Below are 17,431 nucleotides of genomic sequence, written 5' to 3'. Positions count from 1 at the left end.
TTGATCAACGGACGAGAGCGCGGACCGGAAGGGGGTTCGGTGAGCGGGGTACTGCTGCGGGGGTTCGGGTGGCGGCACGCTGGGCGGCGCGCCTGGGCCGTTCGCGGGGTTGACCTGCGGGTTGAGGCTGGGGAGCGGGTTTTGCTTCTCGGGCCCTCCGGGGCCGGCAAGAGCACAGTGCTCAGCGCGTTGGCCGGGCTGCTCCCCGAGGACTCCGGCGAGCAGGAGGGCACCGTCGAGATCGACGGGCTCGACCCACGCAAGGGGCGGGAACGGGTCGGCATCGTCTTCCAGGACCCGGAGACCCAACTGGTGATGGCGCGCTGCGGCGACGACGTCGCGTTCGGGCTGGAGAACCGGGGAGTGCCGGCCGACGAGATCTGGCCCCGCGTGGACGAGGCGCTGCACCGGGTCGGCTTCCCGTACTCCCGCGACCGCCACACGGCGGCGCTCTCCGGCGGCGAGCAGCAACGCCTCGCCCTGGCCGGCGCGCTGGCCCTACGCCCCGCCCTGCTGCTGCTCGACGAGCCGACCGCCAACCTCGACCCGGCCGGGGCCGAGCTGGTCCGACACGCGGTGGCCGGCGCACTGGACGCCGACACCACGCTGATCCTGGTCGAGCACCGGGTCGCCGAGGCACTGCCGCTCGTCGACCGGGTGGTCGTCCTGGAACCGGGTGGCGGCGTCCGCGCGGACGGCACACCAGAGGCGGTCTTCGCCGCCCACGGCGCCGCCCTGGCCGCCGAGGGGGTCTGGGTGCCCGGTCACCCCATCGCGCCCCGGCCGGCCACCGCCGGCCCCGGGGAGCTGTTGCTCACCGCCGACCGGCTCGGCCTGCCGCCCCGGCTGGGCTCCACCGACCTGGCGGTACGCGCCGGTGAGGCACTCGCCGTACGCGGACCGAACGGTGCCGGCAAGTCCACGCTGGCGTTGCTGCTCGGCGGTCTGCTCCGGCCGGGCAGCGGACGGGTCACGGCATCCGCCGAGTTGGCCGGCGCGGACCACCGCACTCCCCCGCACCGATGGCGGGCGCCCGCGCTGGCCCGACGGATCGGGTCGGTCTTCCAGGATCCCGAGCACCAGTTCGTCACCAGCACGGTCTTCGACGAACTGGCGCTGGGTCCGCGCCGCACCGGTCAACCCGAGGCAGCCGTCAACGAGACGGTGGCCGGGCTGCTGGACCGGCTGCGGCTGGCCCGACTCGCCGCCGCCAACCCGTACACCCTCTCCGGTGGTGAGGCGCGGCGGCTGAGTGTGGCGACCGCCCTGGCCACCGCGCCACGCCTGCTGATCTGCGACGAACCCACCTTCGGCCAGGACCGGCGGACCTGGCGGGAGCTGGTCGACCTCTTCGCCGACCTGCGCGACGCCGGGCACGGCGTGGTCACTGTCACCCACGACGCGGACTTCGTCGCCGCGCTCGCCGACCGCACCGTCACCCTGCACCGGGCCCCGGACGACCACCGATGATCAGCATCGAGCCGGTCGCCGCGCCGAACGCGCCCTTGGCCCGCCGCAACCCGGTGGCGAAGGTAGCCGCCGCACTGGTCTTCTCGTTCACACTGCTGGCGACCCTGGACCCGGTGGCCCCGGCGATCGCCATCGCCCTCGAACTGGCCGTCCTGCCGCTGTTCGGCATCCGCTACCGGGTGCTGGCCCGACGGGCCTGGCCGCTGCTGCTCAGTGCCGCCGGCATCCTGGTCACCCTGGTGCTGTTCGCGGCCGACCGGTCCGGTCGGGTCCTGCTGGACGTGGGACCGGTGCTGGTGAGCACCGGCGTCCTGCTCACCGCGCTCGGCCTGGTGCTGCGGGTGTTCGCGGTGGCCCTGCCCGGTGTGATCGTCTTCGCGACCACCGACCCCACCGACCTGGCCGACGCGTTGGTCCAGAACGCGAAGGCGCCGGCCCGGTTCGCCATCGGGGCGCTGGCGGCGTTCCGGCTGGTGCCGCTGCTCGGTCAGGAGTGGCAGATGATCAGCATGGCCCGACGCGCGCGGGGCGTCGACGCGGGACGCAACCCGGTGGCGAAGCTGCGGCTCTTCGCCTCCACCGCGTTCGCGCTGCTGGTGGGGGCGATCCGCCGAGGCACCCGACTGGCGGTGGCGATGGACGCCCGTGGCTTCGACGCCGGAACACCCCGTACCGTCGCCCGCCACCAGCACTTCACGGCGGCCGACGGGCTGCTGGTCGCCGGTGCAGCGGCGCTGGCCGGGGCGGCGCTGACGGTCAGCGTGCTGCTCGGCACGTTCCGCCCGCTGCTCGGCTGAGGGCGCCGCGAACGCGACTGGAGCAGCACATGGGACACGGACCGGCTCCCCGCGATGACCACGACCAGACGGCCGCCACCGACGGACTCCCGGCGCTGGACCGCTCCGCCCCGGTCGCCGAGCACTGCCGCGCGTACGGGTCGGGCTGCTACGCCTGGGCGCTGAACCGGTGATCGTCGGGCTGAGCCTGGGCCACCGGACCGTACGGGAGGCCGAGCACTGGCTGGCCGAGCACGTACCCCCGCTCGACCTGCCCGACCTGGTGGCCTGCACCCACCTGTCCTGGGCACCGCATCCACACGTGCCCTGAGCCTGGGCAGCGACCTGTCCGACGACCGGCTGGCCGGGCTGCCGGCGAGCCCCGCCGAGCTGAGACAGGCCGCCGACCATGCGGCCATGGAGCACGCCACCCGCCGTTCGGGTCGGGCGGTGCGCTATCCCGGGGTCGACCGTCTGGTCGGGACGCTGACCGTCGCCGAGCTGCTCGACGCCAGCGCCATCCAGCGGGTGATCGTGTTGGGCGCGCCGCCGGCCGGACGGGAGACCGTGGTGCAGACCCGGGACTTCGTCCGGCCGCAGTGGCAGGCCGGCGAGCTGATGCTGATGGCCACGCCGTACCGGGCCGCCGGCATCGCCCCGTGCGAGGTGCCGGACCCGCCGCCCTGCTGCGCCGGGCAGCACTGACCGGACGTTCAGTCGAGCTGCCGGATCTCGACGTCGCGGAAGGCCACCTCGTACGGCGGCTCTGCGGGCTCGTCCCGGCCCGGGTCGCGGAAGATGCCGAGCACCACCCGGCCCGGCACCGGGGCGCCGTCCCGGGCCGCGCCGATCTCCACACCTTCCCGGAGGAACCGCAGCTGCCCGCCCCTGGCGACGATGCCCACCTGGATCGTCCGGCCCAGTGCCAGCTGCCCAGCCGGGTAGGGGAAGGTGCCCGCCGGGGTGACCGCGTTCGGGCTGTCCACTCCGTGCGCCACGAGGTGATATCCGTCCGGGCAGACCCGCAGCGCGTGCCCACCCGTCAGGTCGGTGAAGCGGAACCAGATGCCGGCGCAACTGCCGGGCCGCCGCAACGCCACGTCCACCTCGACCTGAAAGTCGGCGAAGGACTGCTGCGGCCCCAGGCAGCGGTACGGACCCTCGGACCGTTTCGTCACCACGTACGCCCCGTCGAACGCGCAGCTGACCCGGTTCTTCTCGTCGGTGCGGGTCCGCCAGTAGTTGGTGACGGTGAGCGGATCCCGGATCACCACCGACGGCAGTGCCGGCGTCGCGCCGGACGGCCCGACGGACGGCCCGACGGACGGCCCGACGGACGGCGTCGCGGCGAGGCCGAGCGGCTCGCCCGGGCCTCCCCGCAGCACCCCGGTCAGCACGCCGACGCCGGCCAGCGCGGCGACCAGCGCCAGGGCGGAGAGCACCGTGGCGGCGACGAACGGCCACCGCCGGGGAGTCGGCGCGGGCGGGCTCATCGCGGGCGCGGAGGTCACGGGCGGGGGCGCGGAGGCGGGTAGGGCGTCCGCCGGCCTCGCGACGGAGGTCGGCCTCGGCGTCGGGGTGGCGGACGAGACACCCCACCGGGTGGTGGCGTCGTCGTCCGCAGGCGGCGTGGCAGGGGCACCGGACGCGACCACGGACCCGTGGGTGGTGTGCCGCCGACCGGCGAGCTCGGTCTCGAGGAGGGGACGCTGGTCGGTCGCCGCCTGCGCCTGCTCGACGGCGGCGAGCAGCGCGGACTGGTCGGCCGTCACTTCGGCGGAGCCGGTCTCCGGCCGCGGAGCGACCGTCAGCAACCGGTCCAGCAACTCCCGCGCACCGGGCCGGCCCGCCGGATCCTTCGCCAGCGCCTGCTCCACCAGTGTGCGCAACGGGCCGGTCAACCCGTCCAGGCCCGGCTCCTGGGTGAGGATACGCACCGCGGTGGCCTGCGGCGTGTCCGCTGCGAACGGGGTCCGACCCGTACCGGCGAACGCGACGACCGCGCCCCAGGCAAACACGTCGGCCGCGGCGGTCAGCGTCCCACTGCCGGCCGGATCGAACCGCTCCGGCGCCATGTACGCGACCGTCCCGACCACCTGGTCGGTCCGGGTTACGGCGCTGCCCTCAACCGCCCGGGCGATGCCAAAGTCGATCACCTTCGGGCTGCCCGGCGGCAGCAGCACATTGCTCGGCTTGAGGTCGCGGTGGATCACGCCGGCACCATGGATGGCGGTCAGCGCCGTCGCCACGCCGATCGCCAGGCCGTGCAGGTTGCCAGCGGTCAGCGGCCCCCGCTCCGCCACGACGGCAGCCAGGCTCGGTCCGTCGACGTATTCGACGACGAGGTAGGGCGGCTCATGATCGGGGTCCGCGTCGAGCACCTCGGCCGTGCAGAAGGGAGGAACCTGCCGGGCCCGCTTCACCTCGCCCCGGAAGCGCCGCCGGAACTCGGCGTCGTCGGAGCGGTCGGTGCGGATCACCTTGACCGCCACCCGTCGGCCACCCGGCTGCTCCGCCAGAAAGACGGTGCCCATCCCACCTTCGCCGAGCCGGCCGAGAAGCCGGCACGTCCCGAGGTGCCGGGGATCGCCAGGGCGCAGCGGCTGGAGGTCTTCGGTGGTATCGCCCGTCATCCCGTCCCACTTCCGTGCCTCACGCCCGGTCCGCGCCGGGAGCCGGCTCAGTATCGCACCCGTCCCGCTCATCCCGGGACCGCGGCGGAACCAACCACTGCCCAGCGGCGGCGTCCACCGACCTTCCACCCTGGACGGTGAGGTGCGCCCCGTCGGAGGCGGCGTCGCGGCCGGCAATCCGTAGGACCCCCGTCGGCGCCTCCCCGCCAGTGTCCACGGTCACCCCCTGCCGGACCAGCGCGCGAACCGCCGCGTTGGCCCGCCGGGCCCCGCCGCCGGAACCGACCGGCTCCACCACCAGCGGCACCCCCGCGCCCGCCGCGAGCTGGGCGGCCACCCGCAGCGCAGCCGGCCCGTCGGCGCCGCCCGCGGCGACCGCCACGGCGGGCCAGGGGCGGGCCGGCAACCGGTGCGCCGTGACCCACACCGCGTCGGGCACGTCCACGTCGGCGGGCTGGGTGGACAGCACCACGGCCGGCTGCGCCGTCGCCACCTCGCCCGCCAGCTCACCTCGGGGGTCGGTCGCATACCGCACCAGCACCGGTGCGCCGAGACCCGCGCTGCGGACCGACTCGGCCAACCGGGCCAGCTCCCCCATCGCGGCGGTCATCCCCGCCAGCTCCGTGTGCAGGCCCGCACCGACCTCCACGGCGGCTACCGGGTACGGCAGCAGGCGGTTCAGCACCACCTCGGCGGGTCTTCGGGATCCGGCCAGGTCGACCGCGAGCGCGGTCAGTTCGGCCGCCCGCTCACCCTCCGGCACGACCACCAGCACCCGGTGGGTGTCGGGCCCACCGAGCGCGGCCCGCTGTGCCTGGGCGATGTCCCGGTCCACCAGGCGACGGGGATAGATCACATTGAGCAGTGGCCCGGCCATCACGGTGGTGACCAGGGCCATGACCACCATCAGCGAGAACAACTCAGGGTTGAGGATGCCGAGCTGCAGACCCACGGTGAGGATGACGATCTCGGTGAGGCCACGGGTGTTCATCAGGGCCGCGAGCGCCCCCGCCGGCCGTCGGGCGACCCGCTGCGAGCGGGCGCCGAGGTACGCGCCGACGAACTTGCCGCCGATCGCCGTGACGAGGATGAGGGCGAGGTCCACCACACCGGAGAGACCGATCCGGGACAGGTCGACCTGGAGCCCGGCGATCACGAAGAAGACCGGGAGCAGAAGCAGCACGGAGACCTGCTCCAGGCGCTCCAGGATCTCCTCCCGCAGCGCCGCACCGTCCACCCGCGGCATGATCGCGCCGAAGACGAAGGCACCGAAGATGGCGTGCAGGCCGAGCAGCTCCGTGGCGTAGCAGGACAGCAGCAGGCCGACCAGGATGACACCGAGCACGTCCGGGGTGAGTCGGCCGGCACGTGCCCGGACGACCGTCAACCGGCGCAGCATCGGCCGCACCCAGCCGAACATCACCAGCAGGTACGGTGCCACGAGCAGCACCTGCCACGGGAATCCGGCCTCCGCACCGCCCACCGCGACGACCCCGGCCAGCAGGCACCAGGCGACCACGTCGTCGACGGCGGCGCTCGCAAGCGCCAGCCCGCCCAACTCCGTCCGGACCATCCCCCGATCGGCGAGGATCCGCGCCAGCACCGGAAAGGCGGTGACCGCCATCGCGGCGCCGAGGAACAACGCGAACGGCACCACCCGGTCGACGTCGTGCCGCCCCGCCAACCACCCGGCCAGACCGACGCCGAGGCCAAGTGGCACGACGATCGATCCCAGCGAGACCGCAGCCGCCGCCCGCAGCCGGCCCCGCACCAGGGACTGGTCCAGCTCGTAGCCGATGATGAACATGAACAGCACGAGACCGACGTTCGCGAGCCCGGACAGGGCGGGCCGGATCTCGGTGGGGAACAGCCGCCCGCTCAGCTCGGCGCCGAAGATGGTCGGACCGAGCAGCACACCGGCCACGATCTCGCCCACCACCGGCGGCTGCCCGAGGCGCTTCGCCGCCGCCCCGAGCAGGCGGGCGAGCGCAATCACGACGGCCAGGGCGAGCAGGAGTTGGCCGACCGCGTGCGCGGTCACGCCTCGTTCTCCGCGGCGATCCCGTCGAGCCGGGCCGCGACCTGCGCCGCGGTGGGACGGTCGCCCGCGGGCGCCAGGCAGTCCGCCACCAGCCCGCGCAGCGCGTCCGGCAGGTCGGGGTCGACGCGGGGCGGCCGCGCGAGCACCGCCCGCAGGGCGAGCAGCGCGTTTCCCGGGGGCAACTCGCCGTGGACGCCGCTGGCGGCGAGCACCCGGTGCACGGTCGCGCCGAGGGACCAGACGTCACCGTCGGGTCCGGCGGGGTCGCCGAGGAGCACCGCCGGGTCGACGTACTCGACCGAGTCGGCCGACCCCATCCCGGTGATGGTGGCGCCCTCGGTGAAGATCTGCGAGAGGCCGAGGTCGGCCAGCCGACCGCCACCGTCGCGCAGGAGCACGTTCCCCGGCTTGATGTCGCGATGCGCGATGCCCGCAGCGTGCAGGGCCGACAGCGCCCGGGCCGCGTCGGCGAGCGCCCGCAGCGCGGTCGACCGGTCGACCGGTACGGCGGGCTGGGCTAGCGAGCCGTCCGGCAGGTATTCGGTCGAGTAGTAGAAGAAGCCGTCGTGCTGACCCGCGTCGTACAGGTCGACCAGGCACGGGGACCTGACCGCGGCGAACGCGGCGAGCTCTCGGGTCGCCCGCCGGAACGCCGTCTCCTCGGACTCGGCGTGCAGCACCTTGACGGCGACCAGGTCGGCCGGGATCGGGAGCCGGGCCGGCCGGTTCGCCAGGTAGAAGGTCCCGTGGTTACCTGAGCCGAGCGGGCGGATGAAGGTGTAGTCGGCGATGCCGCGCACGGGCTTCCTCAGGGGTTCCGGTGGGATTCGTACCGCAGCCACCGTGCGGCGAACTCGATCTGGGTGCCGGGCCGGATCACGACCGGCTCGCCGGCGGGCACCCGCCGGGTGTCGGCGTCCGCTGCCTCGCGCAGCATGGTGCCGTTGGCGGAGCCTAGGTCCACCACCGCCACCTGCCAGCCGCGCAGCTGGATCCGCAAGTGCAGGCGGGAGACTCCGGAGATCTCGCCGGTGAGCCGGACCTGCCGCGCCCGCCGGGCCCGGACGTCCGGATGCTGCTCCGGACGGCGCCCGACGACATAGTCCGTGTCCAGCCGGAAGGTGACCCCATCGTCGGTGAGCAGCACGCCGAGTGGCGGCCGCGGCGCCAGCCGGGTGGCGAGCGTCTGCTGATGCATGGCGATGCCGCAGCGTTGGCAGTAGCGCAGCCCGGGGTCGTTGAAGTGGCCGTTCCGGCAGTCCACGCCCTCGACCATCGCCGGCAGCACGACCGTCGGCTCACCGGCCGTCGTCGCGACCACCTCGGTGGCGCCGGCGACGAGCAGCACCGCGGTGAACGGCACGGCCGGGTCCGGCTCCCGGCCGCTCACCCGAGCCGCCCGCCGAAGAAGCGCCAGCGCAGGAACGGCACCCGCATCGGGCCGTTGGCGACCAGCCAGACCGCCAGCCAGACCGCCGAGAAGTGCAGCAGGAACGCACCGAGCGGAGGTGGCCCGGCGAGCCCCGGCAGCGCGTGGTGGTCGAGCAGCAGCCAGATCAGCGCCGCCTCGGGCACCCCCGTGCCCAGACCGAACAGCAGCGGCCAGTCCTTTTCCCAGCGGAACTGCATGAGCAGGTGGTAGACCAGCTCCCAGCCGACGCCGAGGACGGCGACGGCGAGCAGCACCCCGAAGGTGTCCCGGTAGCCGACACCGGAGGGCAGCAGCGGGGTCACGATCGCGGTCACGAGTGAGCCGACGACCGCCAGGAGCACGAGCCGGGTCTGGATCCGTCCGGCGAGGGTGGGCACCATCGTCTCAGCCCTTCTGACCGGCAGGCCGGCCACGCATCCACCGCACCCACTCCAGGGTGGAGCGCACCGGCCCGAGGCGGGCGCCGAAGCCTCGGCGCGCCAGGTCGTCGGCGATCTCCTGGGCTGCGATCTGCAACCCCAGGAAGGTGTCCACGCCGGGGAAGTAGCCGCCGAGGGTAGCCGTGCCCGAGGCGTAGAGGGCACCGTCGCCGCTCGCTGTCCCGCGTACCTCGAAGTGCCGCTCCACGTCGAGGCGGCCGACCGGGTTGCGGCCGGCGCCGCCATGTTCGAGCAGGTCCGCGATGACTCGGTGCTCGGCGATGTCGGCCTCCAAGCCGGTGCAGTCGATGACGTAGTCCGCGAGCAGCGTCCTCGTGCCGGCGTCGCCGGTGACCCGGCTGGCGATCCGGCCGTCGGCGGTCGGTTCCACCTGGTCGACCGTGCCCTGCCAGGTGCGGTACCAGCCGCCCTTCCGGCCGGCGCGCATCTGTTCCTGCCAGCGGCGGCGCTTCGGCGTGTTGGTGCCGCCCATCGCGGCGTACGCGGCGGCCCGGTCCGCGCCCTCGAGGCGGCGCATCCGGGCCTTGAGCTGGCCGCCCCACACCGACTTGGGATAGTTGAACCCCTGGTACGCCCATCCGTCGCCGCCCCGGCGGCGCAGCCACGGGTGCGGCCCGTGCGCGCCGCTGACATAGGTGCGGAACAGGTGCTCGATCTCGGTACCCAGACCGTGCCGTTCCCGGTCGTCCATCAGGCGCTGCAGCACCCGGGACGCGACGATGCCGCCGCCCCGGACCAGCACGGTGCCCGGCCGGGTCTTGAGCACCTCGTACACGTGCTCGTGCGGCTCGTAGGCGTTGACCACGTGCTCGAAATCCTGGTGGGTCTCGCGGAACTGCTGCAGGTCCGGCAGGAAACGCAGGCCGGGATAGCCGACCGCGAGGTGCACGAATCGGGACCGGTAGGCAACCCGCCGGGTCGACGAGCTGCCGGCCGGCGGAGTGAGGATGGTGAAGTAGCCGCCCCCGGCACGCCGCCGGACCATCCGCACCACGCCGTCGACCAGCATGTCCCGGTATCCGATCCGCTCCGCCTCCCGCTCCAGGCCGGCGAACACCTGCCCGGCCCGGGGCGTCCAGTAGTCGGTGAACAGCGGCTCACCCAGCACGTGCAGCAGCGGCCGAAGGCTGCGCTCCTGCCAGGCCTCCGCCACCGCGTACGACGGGAAGCCCCAGATGTTGTCGGGCCGGGAGGACGAGTCGGAGCGGATCCGCTCGTGGCGCGGAATCTGCGACACCCGGGTCAGATATTCGTACGTCTGCCAGGGATGGTCGATGTTGGACAGCACCCGGATCCGGTCGGCAGCCACTCCGGCGATGCGGAGGTAGTCCACAGTGACGAAGGAGCCGATCCCGCCGCCGACCGTCACGAACGGGACATCCACCATCGGTATGCCGGCGCCGGCCAGCATCTCGTCGGTCCACACGTCGCTGGCCAGCAGTTCGGAGTTGAGATCTCCGGCCGCCTCCTGTTGTTCCACCAGACCGCTCCCCGTTCGCGCGGCACGCCCCGCCCGTGCCACGTCGGAGAGTTTCTAGCACGGCGGCCGACGCCCCGCTGCCCCGCGAATCCGGGAACGGACCCCAGCCGCGGCCGGGCCCCACTGGTTTCTCCGGTGCGCCTACTGCTCAGCGCCGCCGGCATCCTGGTCACCCTGGTGCTGTTCGCCGCCGACCGGTCCGGCCGGGTCCTGCTGGACGCCGGGCCGGTGTTGGTGAGCACCGTCGTGCTGCTCACCGCGCTCGGCCTGGTGCTTCGGGTGTTCGCGGTGGCGCTGCCCGGTGTGATCGTCTTCGCGACCACCGACCCCACCGACCTGGCCGACGCGTTGGTCCAGAACGCGAAGGCGCCGGCCCGCTTCGCCATCGGGGCGCTGGCCGCGTTCCGGTTGGTGCCGCTGCTCGGCCAGGAGTGGCAGATGATCACCATGGCCCGCCGGGCGCGCGGGGTGGACGCCGGCCGCGATCCGGTGGCCAAGCTGCGGCTGTTCGCCTCCACCGCGTTCGCCCTGCTGGTCGGGGCGATCCGCCGGGGCACCCGGCTGGCCGTGGCGATGGACGCCCGCGGATTCGACGCCGGCACCCCGCGTACCGTCGCCCGGCGGCAGCACTTCACCCGCGCCGACGCCCTCCTCATCGCCGGGGCGTTCGTGCTGGCCGGAGCCGCCCTGACCACAAGCATCCTCCTAGGCGCCTTCCGCCCCCTGATCAGCTGACCCCGCCCACCCCCCGCTGGGCCCCGCTGGGCCCCGCTGGGCCCCGCTGGGCCCCGCTGGGCCAAGATCCACACAACATCAGGGATGTAGTGGCCTCGCTCGCCATGGAGGCCACTACATCCCTGATGTTGCTGTCACCACCCCGCGCCCAGCGCCCCCGCCCTCGCCCGCCTACGCCGATCTTGCGACTTCTGTCGTTGGTTCATCCCGATATACCGTTTGTGCGAGGACAGGAAGTGCAAGATCACGGGGCGCAGCGGGGCCGGGCGGCCCGGGGCAGGGTGGGTTAGGCCGGGCGATCCGGGGCGGGGTGGGGCGCGGCGGGGCCGGGCGGCCTCGGGCGGGCGGGGCGGGGTGGGCGGCTCGATCAGCTGCGGCGGAAGGCGTAGCGGCGGGCCTGGCCGGCCTGCTGGCTGCGGCCGCCGGAGCGGTTGCCGCCACCCTGCGGTGGCCCTGCTGTCGGCGCCTTCGGTCGTGCGGCTGGCTTGGGCAGATCTCCCACCGTCGGCGCGTCGACCGCTGCCGGCACATCGACCGGCGGCGCCACCTCGCCCAGGCCAGATGCCGGCTCCACCAGCACCGCCGGCAGGGCCGGCTCGGCCGGCAGGGCCGGTTCCACCAGCACCGCCGGCAGGACCGGTTCGACCGTGAGGTCCAGGTCGGGGCGGGTGGGTGGGAACGGGCCGTTGCCGGCCGCCGGGTCGACGCCGAGCGGCGTCGCTCTCGGGGTACGGGTCTTCTTCGGGTTACGCCTGGCAGGCATCCGGGCCTCCTTCATTGCCGACCGGCACGGCCGGTCCCGCGCTGCGGCGGTCGGTCGGATCGGCTGGTGACCGCCGTTGCGCGACGGTCGAGTGGGGAAGGGACTGCTCACCGGGGCCAGGCAGGGCCATCGCCGCCGAACGGCGGGGAGGGAATGCGGGACGCCCGGGAGCGCGCGGACCGCGACGCGGGACGGCGGGCCGGCTCGGAAGTGGGGCGTCAGTTACGCATGTTCGTACCGTAGCCACCGCCCGACCGACGCGCATCCGTTTTTACTGACAGGATCGGCACATGCTGATCGCGTTCTCGATCACCCCGCTCGGCGGCGACGACTCCGTGGGTGACCTGGTCGCCGAGGCGGTGCGGGTGGTCCGTGCGTCCGGCCTGCCCAACCGGACCGATGCCATGTTCACCACCGTCGAGGGCGAGTGGGACGAGGTGATGGCGGTGGTGAAGCAGGCGGTCGACGTGGTCGCCGCGCGGGCGCCCCGGGTGAGTGTGGTGCTCAAGGCCGACGTCCGGCCCGGGGTCACCGACGCGCTGACCGGGAAGATCGCCCGAATCGAAGCCCGTCTCGCCGAAGGCTGACGCGCGCGGCGCCGGATGACGACACGTTTCCCTGTGCGGGGCTCGCCGACCAGTGTCGATAGCCCGAGCCGCCAGCGGCGATGTCCACATCACGTGCAGTAACGGGACGTCGATCACTGGTCCGTATCGGCTCACATCACGGTAAGTTTCCAAGCGCTGATAGTGGTGTGACGAGAGGTGGCGGCACGAATGGCTGATCAGGCGAGGGCACAAATCGGTGTGACCGGGCTGGCGGTGATGGGTCGCAATGTGGCCCGCAACCTGGCCCGCAACGGCTTCACGGTGGCAGTGCACAACCGCTCGCCGGAGCGCACCCGCAGCCTGGTCGCCGAGCACGGCGACGAGGGCACGTTCCTGCCGGGCGAGACGATGGCCGATTTCGTGGCGTCACTGGAACGACCCCGCGCGGTCATCGTCATGGTGAAGGCCGGCGCGCCCACCGACGCGGTGATCGACGAGTTGGTGCCTCTGCTCGACGAGGGCGACATCATCGTCGACTGTGGCAACGCCCACTTCGCCGACACTCGTCGTCGTGAAGAGGCGCTGCGGGCGCAGGGGCTGCACTTCAGCGGCACCGGCGTCTCCGGTGGCGAGGAGGGCGCGCTGCGTGGGCCGAGCATCATGCCGGGCGGCTCCACCGAGTCGTACGCGAAGCTCGGCCCGATGTTCGAGAAGATCGCCGCCCAGGTGGACGGCGTGCCGTGCTGTACGCACGTCGGGCCGGACGGCGCCGGGCACTTCGTCAAGATGGTGCACAACGGCATCGAGTACGCCGACATGCAGCTCATCGCCGAGGCGTACGACCTGCTCCGGGCAGGCCTGGACGCGACGCCGGCCGAAATCGCGGAGATCTTCCGAGAGTGGAACAACGGCGAGCTGGAGTCGTTCCTCATCGAGATCACCGCCGACGTGCTCGCGCACACCGACGCGGCGACCGGCCGGTCGTTCGTGGACATCGTGCAGGACCGGGCCGAGCAGAAGGGCACCGGTCGGTGGACCGTGCAGAGTGCCCTGGACCTGGGCATCCCGATCACCGGGATCGCCGAGGCGACCTTCGCCCGTTCGCTCTCCGGGCACGTCGACCAGCGTGAGGCGGCCCGCCGGGCGTTCCCCGACGCGGGTGACAAGTGGCAGGTCACCGACCGCGACACGTTCGTCGAGGACGTCCGCCGGGCGCTGCTCGCCTCCAAGATCGTCGCGTACGCGCAGGGCTTCGACCACATTCGCGCGGGCAGCCAGGAATACAACTGGGACATCGACCTTGGCGGCACCGCGACGATCTGGCGGGGCGGCTGCATCATCCGGGCCCGCTTCCTCAACCGGATCCGTGAGGCGTACGACGAGCAGCCGGACCTGCCGACGCTGCTGGTGGCGCCGTACTTCGCCGAGGCGGTCAGCGCTGGCGTGCCGAGCTGGCGGCGGGTGGTGGCCGACGCGACCCGGGCCGGTGTGCCGACGCCCGCGTTCTCGTCGTCGTTGGCGTACTTCGACGCGTTGCGCGCGGAGCGGCTGCCCGCCGCGCTGATCCAGGGTCTGCGGGACAACTTCGGCGCGCACACCTACCAGCGGGTGGACCGCGAGGGCTCGTTCCACACCACCTGGGCCGCCGACCGCACCGAGTCGCCGGCGTAGCCGGGGTGGCGCCCTGCGCGCCACGGTGATCCTGCTCGATCCTTGATGTAGTGGTCTCCCCCGATGGGGAGGCCACTACATCCCTGTTCGGGCGAGATCATGGGTGAGGCCGCGCGGGTGACGGTCAGGCGACAGTGGCGTGCATCTCCCAGACGAGGATCTCGGCCGGTTCGTCGGCGGTCACCCGTCGGCCACCGGTCATGGTGAGCCGGGCCGCGTCGCCGCTGCCGAGCGGACCGCTGCCCTCCAGGGTCACAGTGCCGTCGGGCACGTAGACGTGCACGTAGGGCGCGTCCGGGATGGTGACCTCGTCGCCGAGGGCGAGACGGGCGGCGTGCAGTGTCGTGTACCGGTTGCGGATCCGGATCGCGGACGCGCCGTCGTAGCGGTCCATTCCGGAGGCGATCGGCACCAGGCCCCCGCGGAGCAGCTCGTCCTCGATCTCGAGCTGCTCGTAGCCGGGGTCGACGCCCTGCTCGTCGGGGAGCACCCACATCTGCACGAAGTGCACCGGGTCGGTGTGCGGCTCCTGGTTGTTGAGCCGCCAGGCGTCGTTCTTCTCCGAGTGCAGGATGCCGGTGCCGGCGCTCATCCGCTGGGCCAGGCCCGGGTAGATCACTCCGGAGTGCCCGGTGGAGTCCTGGTGCACCAGGGAACCGCGCAGCACCCAGGTCACGATCTCCATGTCCTGGTGCGGGTGGGTCTCGAAGCCAGCGCCGGGTCGGACCACGTCGTCGTTGTTGACCAGCAGCAGGCCGTGGTGGGTGTTGGCCGGGTCGTAGTGCCGGGAGAACGAGAAGGAGTGCTTGGAGTCCAGCCAGGAGATCCGAGTGGCGAAGCGATCATCGGCACGACGGATGTCGACAGCGGGCGCGGTCACCACGCACGCTGCCCGGCGTCGGGGGTCGACGGCGCCCAGGTCAGGGCCGGCTCACCGGTGGCCAGTTCGGCGATCTCACCGGTGCGCAGCTGAGGTGTGTGGCCAAACTCGGCGCAGTGCTGCTCGGCGATCTCGGCACAGATCTCGGCCACCTGCTCGCACATCGGGTCGCCCAGGTCGGCGGCGTTCAACGCCATGATCATCTTAAAGCGGAGATCGCGCATCTGCCCCCCAACCGCCGTCGTCCCACCACCTCCGGACCCTACCCGCCGCCCTTGCGCAGGACCCCGAAACGAGCGCACTCACCCCAACCCGCCCACCGGCCGCGCGCCCGACCCCGGGTCGCTTCGATCATCGAGTTGTGGTGATGAACATAAGTCACAAATGCCCCCAATCCGGCCATCACCACTCCATGATCGACGGGCGGAGCGGGGCGGGGCGGAGCGCGGATGCGGAGCGGGGCGGGGCGGGAGGGATGCGGCGGCGCCCCCCGCACGAGGGGTGCGGAGGGCGCCGGGGACAGTTGGGGTGGTCAGAAGAAGCGGCGGCGCTTGGCCTTCTGCGGACGGATCAGGTCCGCACCCTTGGTCAGCAACCGGGTCGCCCCGGAGGGACCACGCCGGGCCTCCAGGGTGTGGCTGAGCCGGCGGGCACCGGCCGCGGCCAGCGGCACCGCGATCGCCATCACCGCCCACTGGGCAATGCGCTTCTGGATCATGTGGGTTCACCTCCGTCAGTGACTTCTGACGTCTCTGATACCCAGAGTGACGTGCGGGTAAGCGCGTCGGCTCAGATAACCGGGGCGACCGGGTTGGGCAGCGCGCCGCCGAAGCGTCGGTCCCGCTGGGCGTACAACTCGCACGCGTACCAGAGGTGGCGACGGTCGAAGTCGGGCCAGAGCGTGTCCAGGAAGACCAACTCGGCGTACGCGGTCTGCCAGAGCAGGAAGTTGGAGATCCGCTCCTCCCCGGAGGGGCGCAGGAACAGGTCCACCTCCGGGATCTCCGGGTGGTAGAGGTACTTCGCCACGGTCTTCTCGGTGACCTTCGCCGGATCCAGCCGGCCGGCCGCCACGTCCCGCGCGATCGCGGCGGCGGCGTCACCGATCTCGGCGTGCCCGCCGTAGTTGACGCAGAACTGGAGGGTCAGCGTCGAGTTGTCGCGGGACATCTCCTCGGCGGTCTGCAACTCGGAGATGACGCTCTTCCACAGCCGACCGGGCCGGCCCGACCACACCACCCGTACGCCCAGGTCGACCAACTGGTCACGGCGGCGACGGATCACGTCCCGGTTGAACCCCATCAGGAACCGGACCTCGTCGGGCGAGCGCCGCCAGTTCTCAGTGGAGAACGCGTACGCCGACAGGTACGGGATGCCCATCTCGATGGCGCCCTCGATGGTGTCGAAGAGGCTGTGCTCCCCCGCCTCGTGCCCCTTGGTGCGGGGCAGCCCGCGGTCCTTGGCCCAGCGGCCGTTGCCGTCCATCACCACCGCCACGTGCTTCGGCACCGCCTCGGTGGGCAGCGCCGGGGGGCGGGCCCCGGACGGGTGTGGCACCGGCGGCGTCGGCTCGCGCCGGCCGGCCTTCTTCGATCGGATCACTCGGTCACTCCCTGTTCGCGCCGTCCGCCCCGGCCTCGACGTCGCCGCGTGGCCGGAGCACCACGGCCCCGGTGCCCTCCGGCTGCGGGGCCGTGCCGGCCGCCGAGGAACCCCGGTCGACCAGCGGCAGCGAGCGTAGCGCGCGCTCCAGGTGCCACTGCAGGTGAGCCGCGACAAGCCCACTGCACTCCCGACGTACGGCGGCGTCGGTGGCGTCGGCGATCACCCAGTCGCCGGAGGTCAACGCGGACATCAGATCGATGGTGGCCGGGGCGGGATGAGCCGCTCCGGGTGGCCGACAATCCGGACAGACCGCGCCGCCGGCCGGCACCGAGAACGCCCGGTGCCGCCCGGGCGTCCCGCAGACCGCACAGGCGACCAGCGCCGGCGCCCAGCCGGCCAGGGACATCCCGCGCAGCAGGTACGCGTCGAGCACCAGGGTGGTGGCGTGCTCACCCCGGGACAGCGCCTTCAGCGCGCCGATGGTGAGCTGGAACAGCCGCAGCGACGGCTCCCGTTCCACCGGGGTCAGCCGCTCGGCGGTCTCGGCGATCGCGCTGGCCGCCGTGTAGCGCGGATAGTCGCCCAGGAACCGCTTGCCGTACAGGTCGATGCCCTCGACCTGGCTGACCGTGTGCAGAGAACTGCCGTGGTTGCCCTTCGGGTCACCGGCGAGCTGGAGGTCGACGTGGCCGAACGGCTCCAGCCGGGCACCGAACTTGCTGGTGGTGCGGCGGATCCCTCGAGCCACAGCCCGCAGCCGGCCGTGCCGGCGGGTGAGCAGGGTGATGATCCGGTCGGACTCGCCGAGCTTCTGCACACGCAGCACCACCGCGTCGTCGCGGTAGAGCTGTCGGCGATACCCGGCCATCGGACCATTCTCCCTCGGGGTGTGAAATCAGGGTTGGTTCGGGGTGCAAGCGCGGATGAACCCCGATGCGGCCACCTCGTGCTCGGTCG

At 72.9% G+C, this 17,431-nt stretch carries 19 protein-coding genes and 1 pseudogene; 8 read left to right on the top strand and 12 right to left on the bottom strand.

Going from position 1 to position 17,431, the window contains the following annotated elements:
* The first annotated feature begins 39 nt into the window (after positions 1-39).
* The 5 genes from OG992_RS27880 to OG992_RS27860 all read left to right on the top strand — a co-directional run bounded on the left by OG992_RS27880 (position 40) and on the right by OG992_RS27860 (position 2,951).
* Positions 40-1,470 carry an ABC transporter ATP-binding protein gene (locus OG992_RS27880; RefSeq protein ID WP_266304687.1) on the top strand — a complete coding sequence of 477 codons (1,431 nt, stop codon included), beginning with the start codon at positions 40-42 and terminating at the stop codon, positions 1,468-1,470.
* Entirely contained in the window at positions 1,467-2,267 is an 801-nt protein-coding gene (locus tag OG992_RS27875; protein WP_266304686.1) for an energy-coupling factor transporter transmembrane protein EcfT, read from the top strand. The genes OG992_RS27880 and OG992_RS27875 overlap by 4 nt, the downstream gene beginning before the upstream one ends.
* Positions 2,268-2,296: 29 nt before the next feature.
* The gene (locus tag OG992_RS27870) at positions 2,297-2,440 is read left to right on the top strand and encodes a hypothetical protein (protein WP_266304685.1); all 144 of its coding nucleotides are present in this window, start codon (positions 2,297-2,299) and stop codon (positions 2,438-2,440) included.
* Positions 2,437-2,577, top strand: a complete 141-nt coding sequence (locus tag OG992_RS27865; RefSeq protein WP_266304684.1) for a hypothetical protein — start codon at positions 2,437-2,439, stop codon at positions 2,575-2,577. The genes OG992_RS27870 and OG992_RS27865 overlap by 4 nt, the downstream gene beginning before the upstream one ends.
* 86 nt (positions 2,578-2,663) lie before the next feature.
* Positions 2,664-2,951, top strand: a complete 288-nt coding sequence (locus tag OG992_RS27860; RefSeq protein WP_266304683.1) for a hypothetical protein — start codon at positions 2,664-2,666, stop codon at positions 2,949-2,951.
* 8 nt (positions 2,952-2,959) lie between these two features.
* Here OG992_RS27860 and OG992_RS27855 read toward each other — a convergent pair whose 3' ends face one another.
* Genes OG992_RS27855 through OG992_RS27830 form a run of 6 tightly spaced genes read right to left on the bottom strand, consistent with a single transcriptional unit; the run spans position 2,960 to position 10,272 of the window.
* Complete coding sequence (locus tag OG992_RS27855) at positions 2,960-4,879, bottom strand: protein kinase (protein ID WP_266304682.1); 1,920 nt, start codon at positions 4,877-4,879, stop codon at positions 2,960-2,962.
* Positions 4,880-4,898: 19 nt separating this feature from the next.
* Entirely contained in the window at positions 4,899-6,920 is a 2,022-nt protein-coding gene (locus OG992_RS27850; RefSeq protein WP_266304681.1) for a cation:proton antiporter, read from the bottom strand.
* Positions 6,917-7,720 (bottom strand): protein kinase, encoded by an 804-nt coding sequence (locus OG992_RS27845; protein ID WP_266304680.1) that lies wholly within the window; start codon positions 7,718-7,720, stop codon positions 6,917-6,919. Before OG992_RS27845 ends, OG992_RS27850 begins: the two co-directional genes overlap by 4 nt.
* An 8-nt stretch (positions 7,721-7,728) precedes the next feature.
* Positions 7,729-8,310, bottom strand: coding sequence for an FHA domain-containing protein (locus tag OG992_RS27840; RefSeq protein ID WP_266304679.1), 582 nt, complete (start codon positions 8,308-8,310; stop codon positions 7,729-7,731).
* Positions 8,307-8,732, bottom strand: coding sequence for a hypothetical protein (locus OG992_RS27835; protein WP_266304678.1), 426 nt, complete (start codon positions 8,730-8,732; stop codon positions 8,307-8,309). The genes OG992_RS27840 and OG992_RS27835 overlap by 4 nt, the downstream gene beginning before the upstream one ends.
* Before the next feature lie 4 nt (positions 8,733-8,736).
* Entirely contained in the window at positions 8,737-10,272 is a 1,536-nt protein-coding gene (locus OG992_RS27830) for a hypothetical protein (protein WP_266304677.1), read from the bottom strand.
* A gap of 141 nt (positions 10,273-10,413) precedes the next feature.
* On the opposite strand from OG992_RS27830, the pseudogene OG992_RS27825 reads away from it, so the two are divergent.
* Positions 10,414-11,007: pseudogene (locus tag OG992_RS27825) on the top strand (energy-coupling factor transporter transmembrane protein EcfT); the annotation flags it as partial.
* Positions 11,008-11,374: 367 nt separating this feature from the next.
* Here OG992_RS27825 and OG992_RS27820 read toward each other — a convergent pair.
* Positions 11,375-11,770 carry a hypothetical protein gene (locus OG992_RS27820; protein ID WP_266304676.1) on the bottom strand — a complete coding sequence of 132 codons (396 nt, stop codon included), beginning with the start codon at positions 11,768-11,770 and terminating at the stop codon, positions 11,375-11,377.
* A gap of 290 nt (positions 11,771-12,060) precedes the next feature.
* On the opposite strand from OG992_RS27820, the gene OG992_RS27815 reads away from it, so the two are divergent.
* Together OG992_RS27815 and gndA are read left to right on the top strand one after the other, a co-directional pair.
* Positions 12,061-12,357 carry a thiamine-binding protein gene (locus OG992_RS27815; protein WP_196919265.1) on the top strand — a complete coding sequence of 99 codons (297 nt, stop codon included), beginning with the start codon at positions 12,061-12,063 and terminating at the stop codon, positions 12,355-12,357.
* Positions 12,358-12,546: 189 nt separating this feature from the next.
* Positions 12,547-13,989, top strand: coding sequence for an NADP-dependent phosphogluconate dehydrogenase (gndA, locus tag OG992_RS27810; protein WP_266304675.1), 1,443 nt, complete (start codon positions 12,547-12,549; stop codon positions 13,987-13,989).
* Between the two features lie 124 nt (positions 13,990-14,113).
* On the opposite strand, the gene OG992_RS27805 is transcribed toward gndA, so the two are convergent.
* The 5 genes from OG992_RS27805 to recO all read right to left on the bottom strand — a co-directional run bounded on the left by OG992_RS27805 (position 14,114) and on the right by recO (position 17,342).
* Positions 14,114-14,872: a pirin-like bicupin family protein gene (locus OG992_RS27805; RefSeq protein ID WP_266304674.1), complete on the bottom strand. Its 759-nt coding sequence runs from the start codon at positions 14,870-14,872 to the stop codon at positions 14,114-14,116.
* Positions 14,866-15,066: a thioredoxin reductase gene (locus OG992_RS27800; protein ID WP_238670381.1), complete on the bottom strand. Its 201-nt coding sequence runs from the start codon at positions 15,064-15,066 to the stop codon at positions 14,866-14,868. Before OG992_RS27800 ends, OG992_RS27805 begins: the two co-directional genes overlap by 7 nt.
* 335 nt (positions 15,067-15,401) lie before the next feature.
* Positions 15,402-15,587, bottom strand: a complete 186-nt coding sequence (locus OG992_RS27795; RefSeq protein WP_030336441.1) for a hypothetical protein — start codon at positions 15,585-15,587, stop codon at positions 15,402-15,404.
* A 71-nt stretch (positions 15,588-15,658) separates the two neighbouring features.
* Complete coding sequence (locus OG992_RS27790) at positions 15,659-16,471, bottom strand: isoprenyl transferase (protein ID WP_266304673.1); 813 nt, start codon at positions 16,469-16,471, stop codon at positions 15,659-15,661.
* Between the two features lie 4 nt (positions 16,472-16,475).
* Entirely contained in the window at positions 16,476-17,342 is an 867-nt protein-coding gene (gene recO, locus OG992_RS27785; RefSeq protein WP_266304672.1) for a DNA repair protein RecO, read from the bottom strand.
* Positions 17,343-17,431: the final 89 nt, after the last annotated feature.

The sequence above is a fragment of the Micromonospora sp. NBC_00362 genome, assembly GCF_026342155.1.
Lineage (GTDB): Bacteria > Actinomycetota > Actinomycetes > Mycobacteriales > Micromonosporaceae > Micromonospora > Micromonospora hortensis.
The sequence above is the reverse complement of the archived record's forward strand: the minus strand, read 5'-3'. Positions and strand labels throughout refer to the sequence as shown.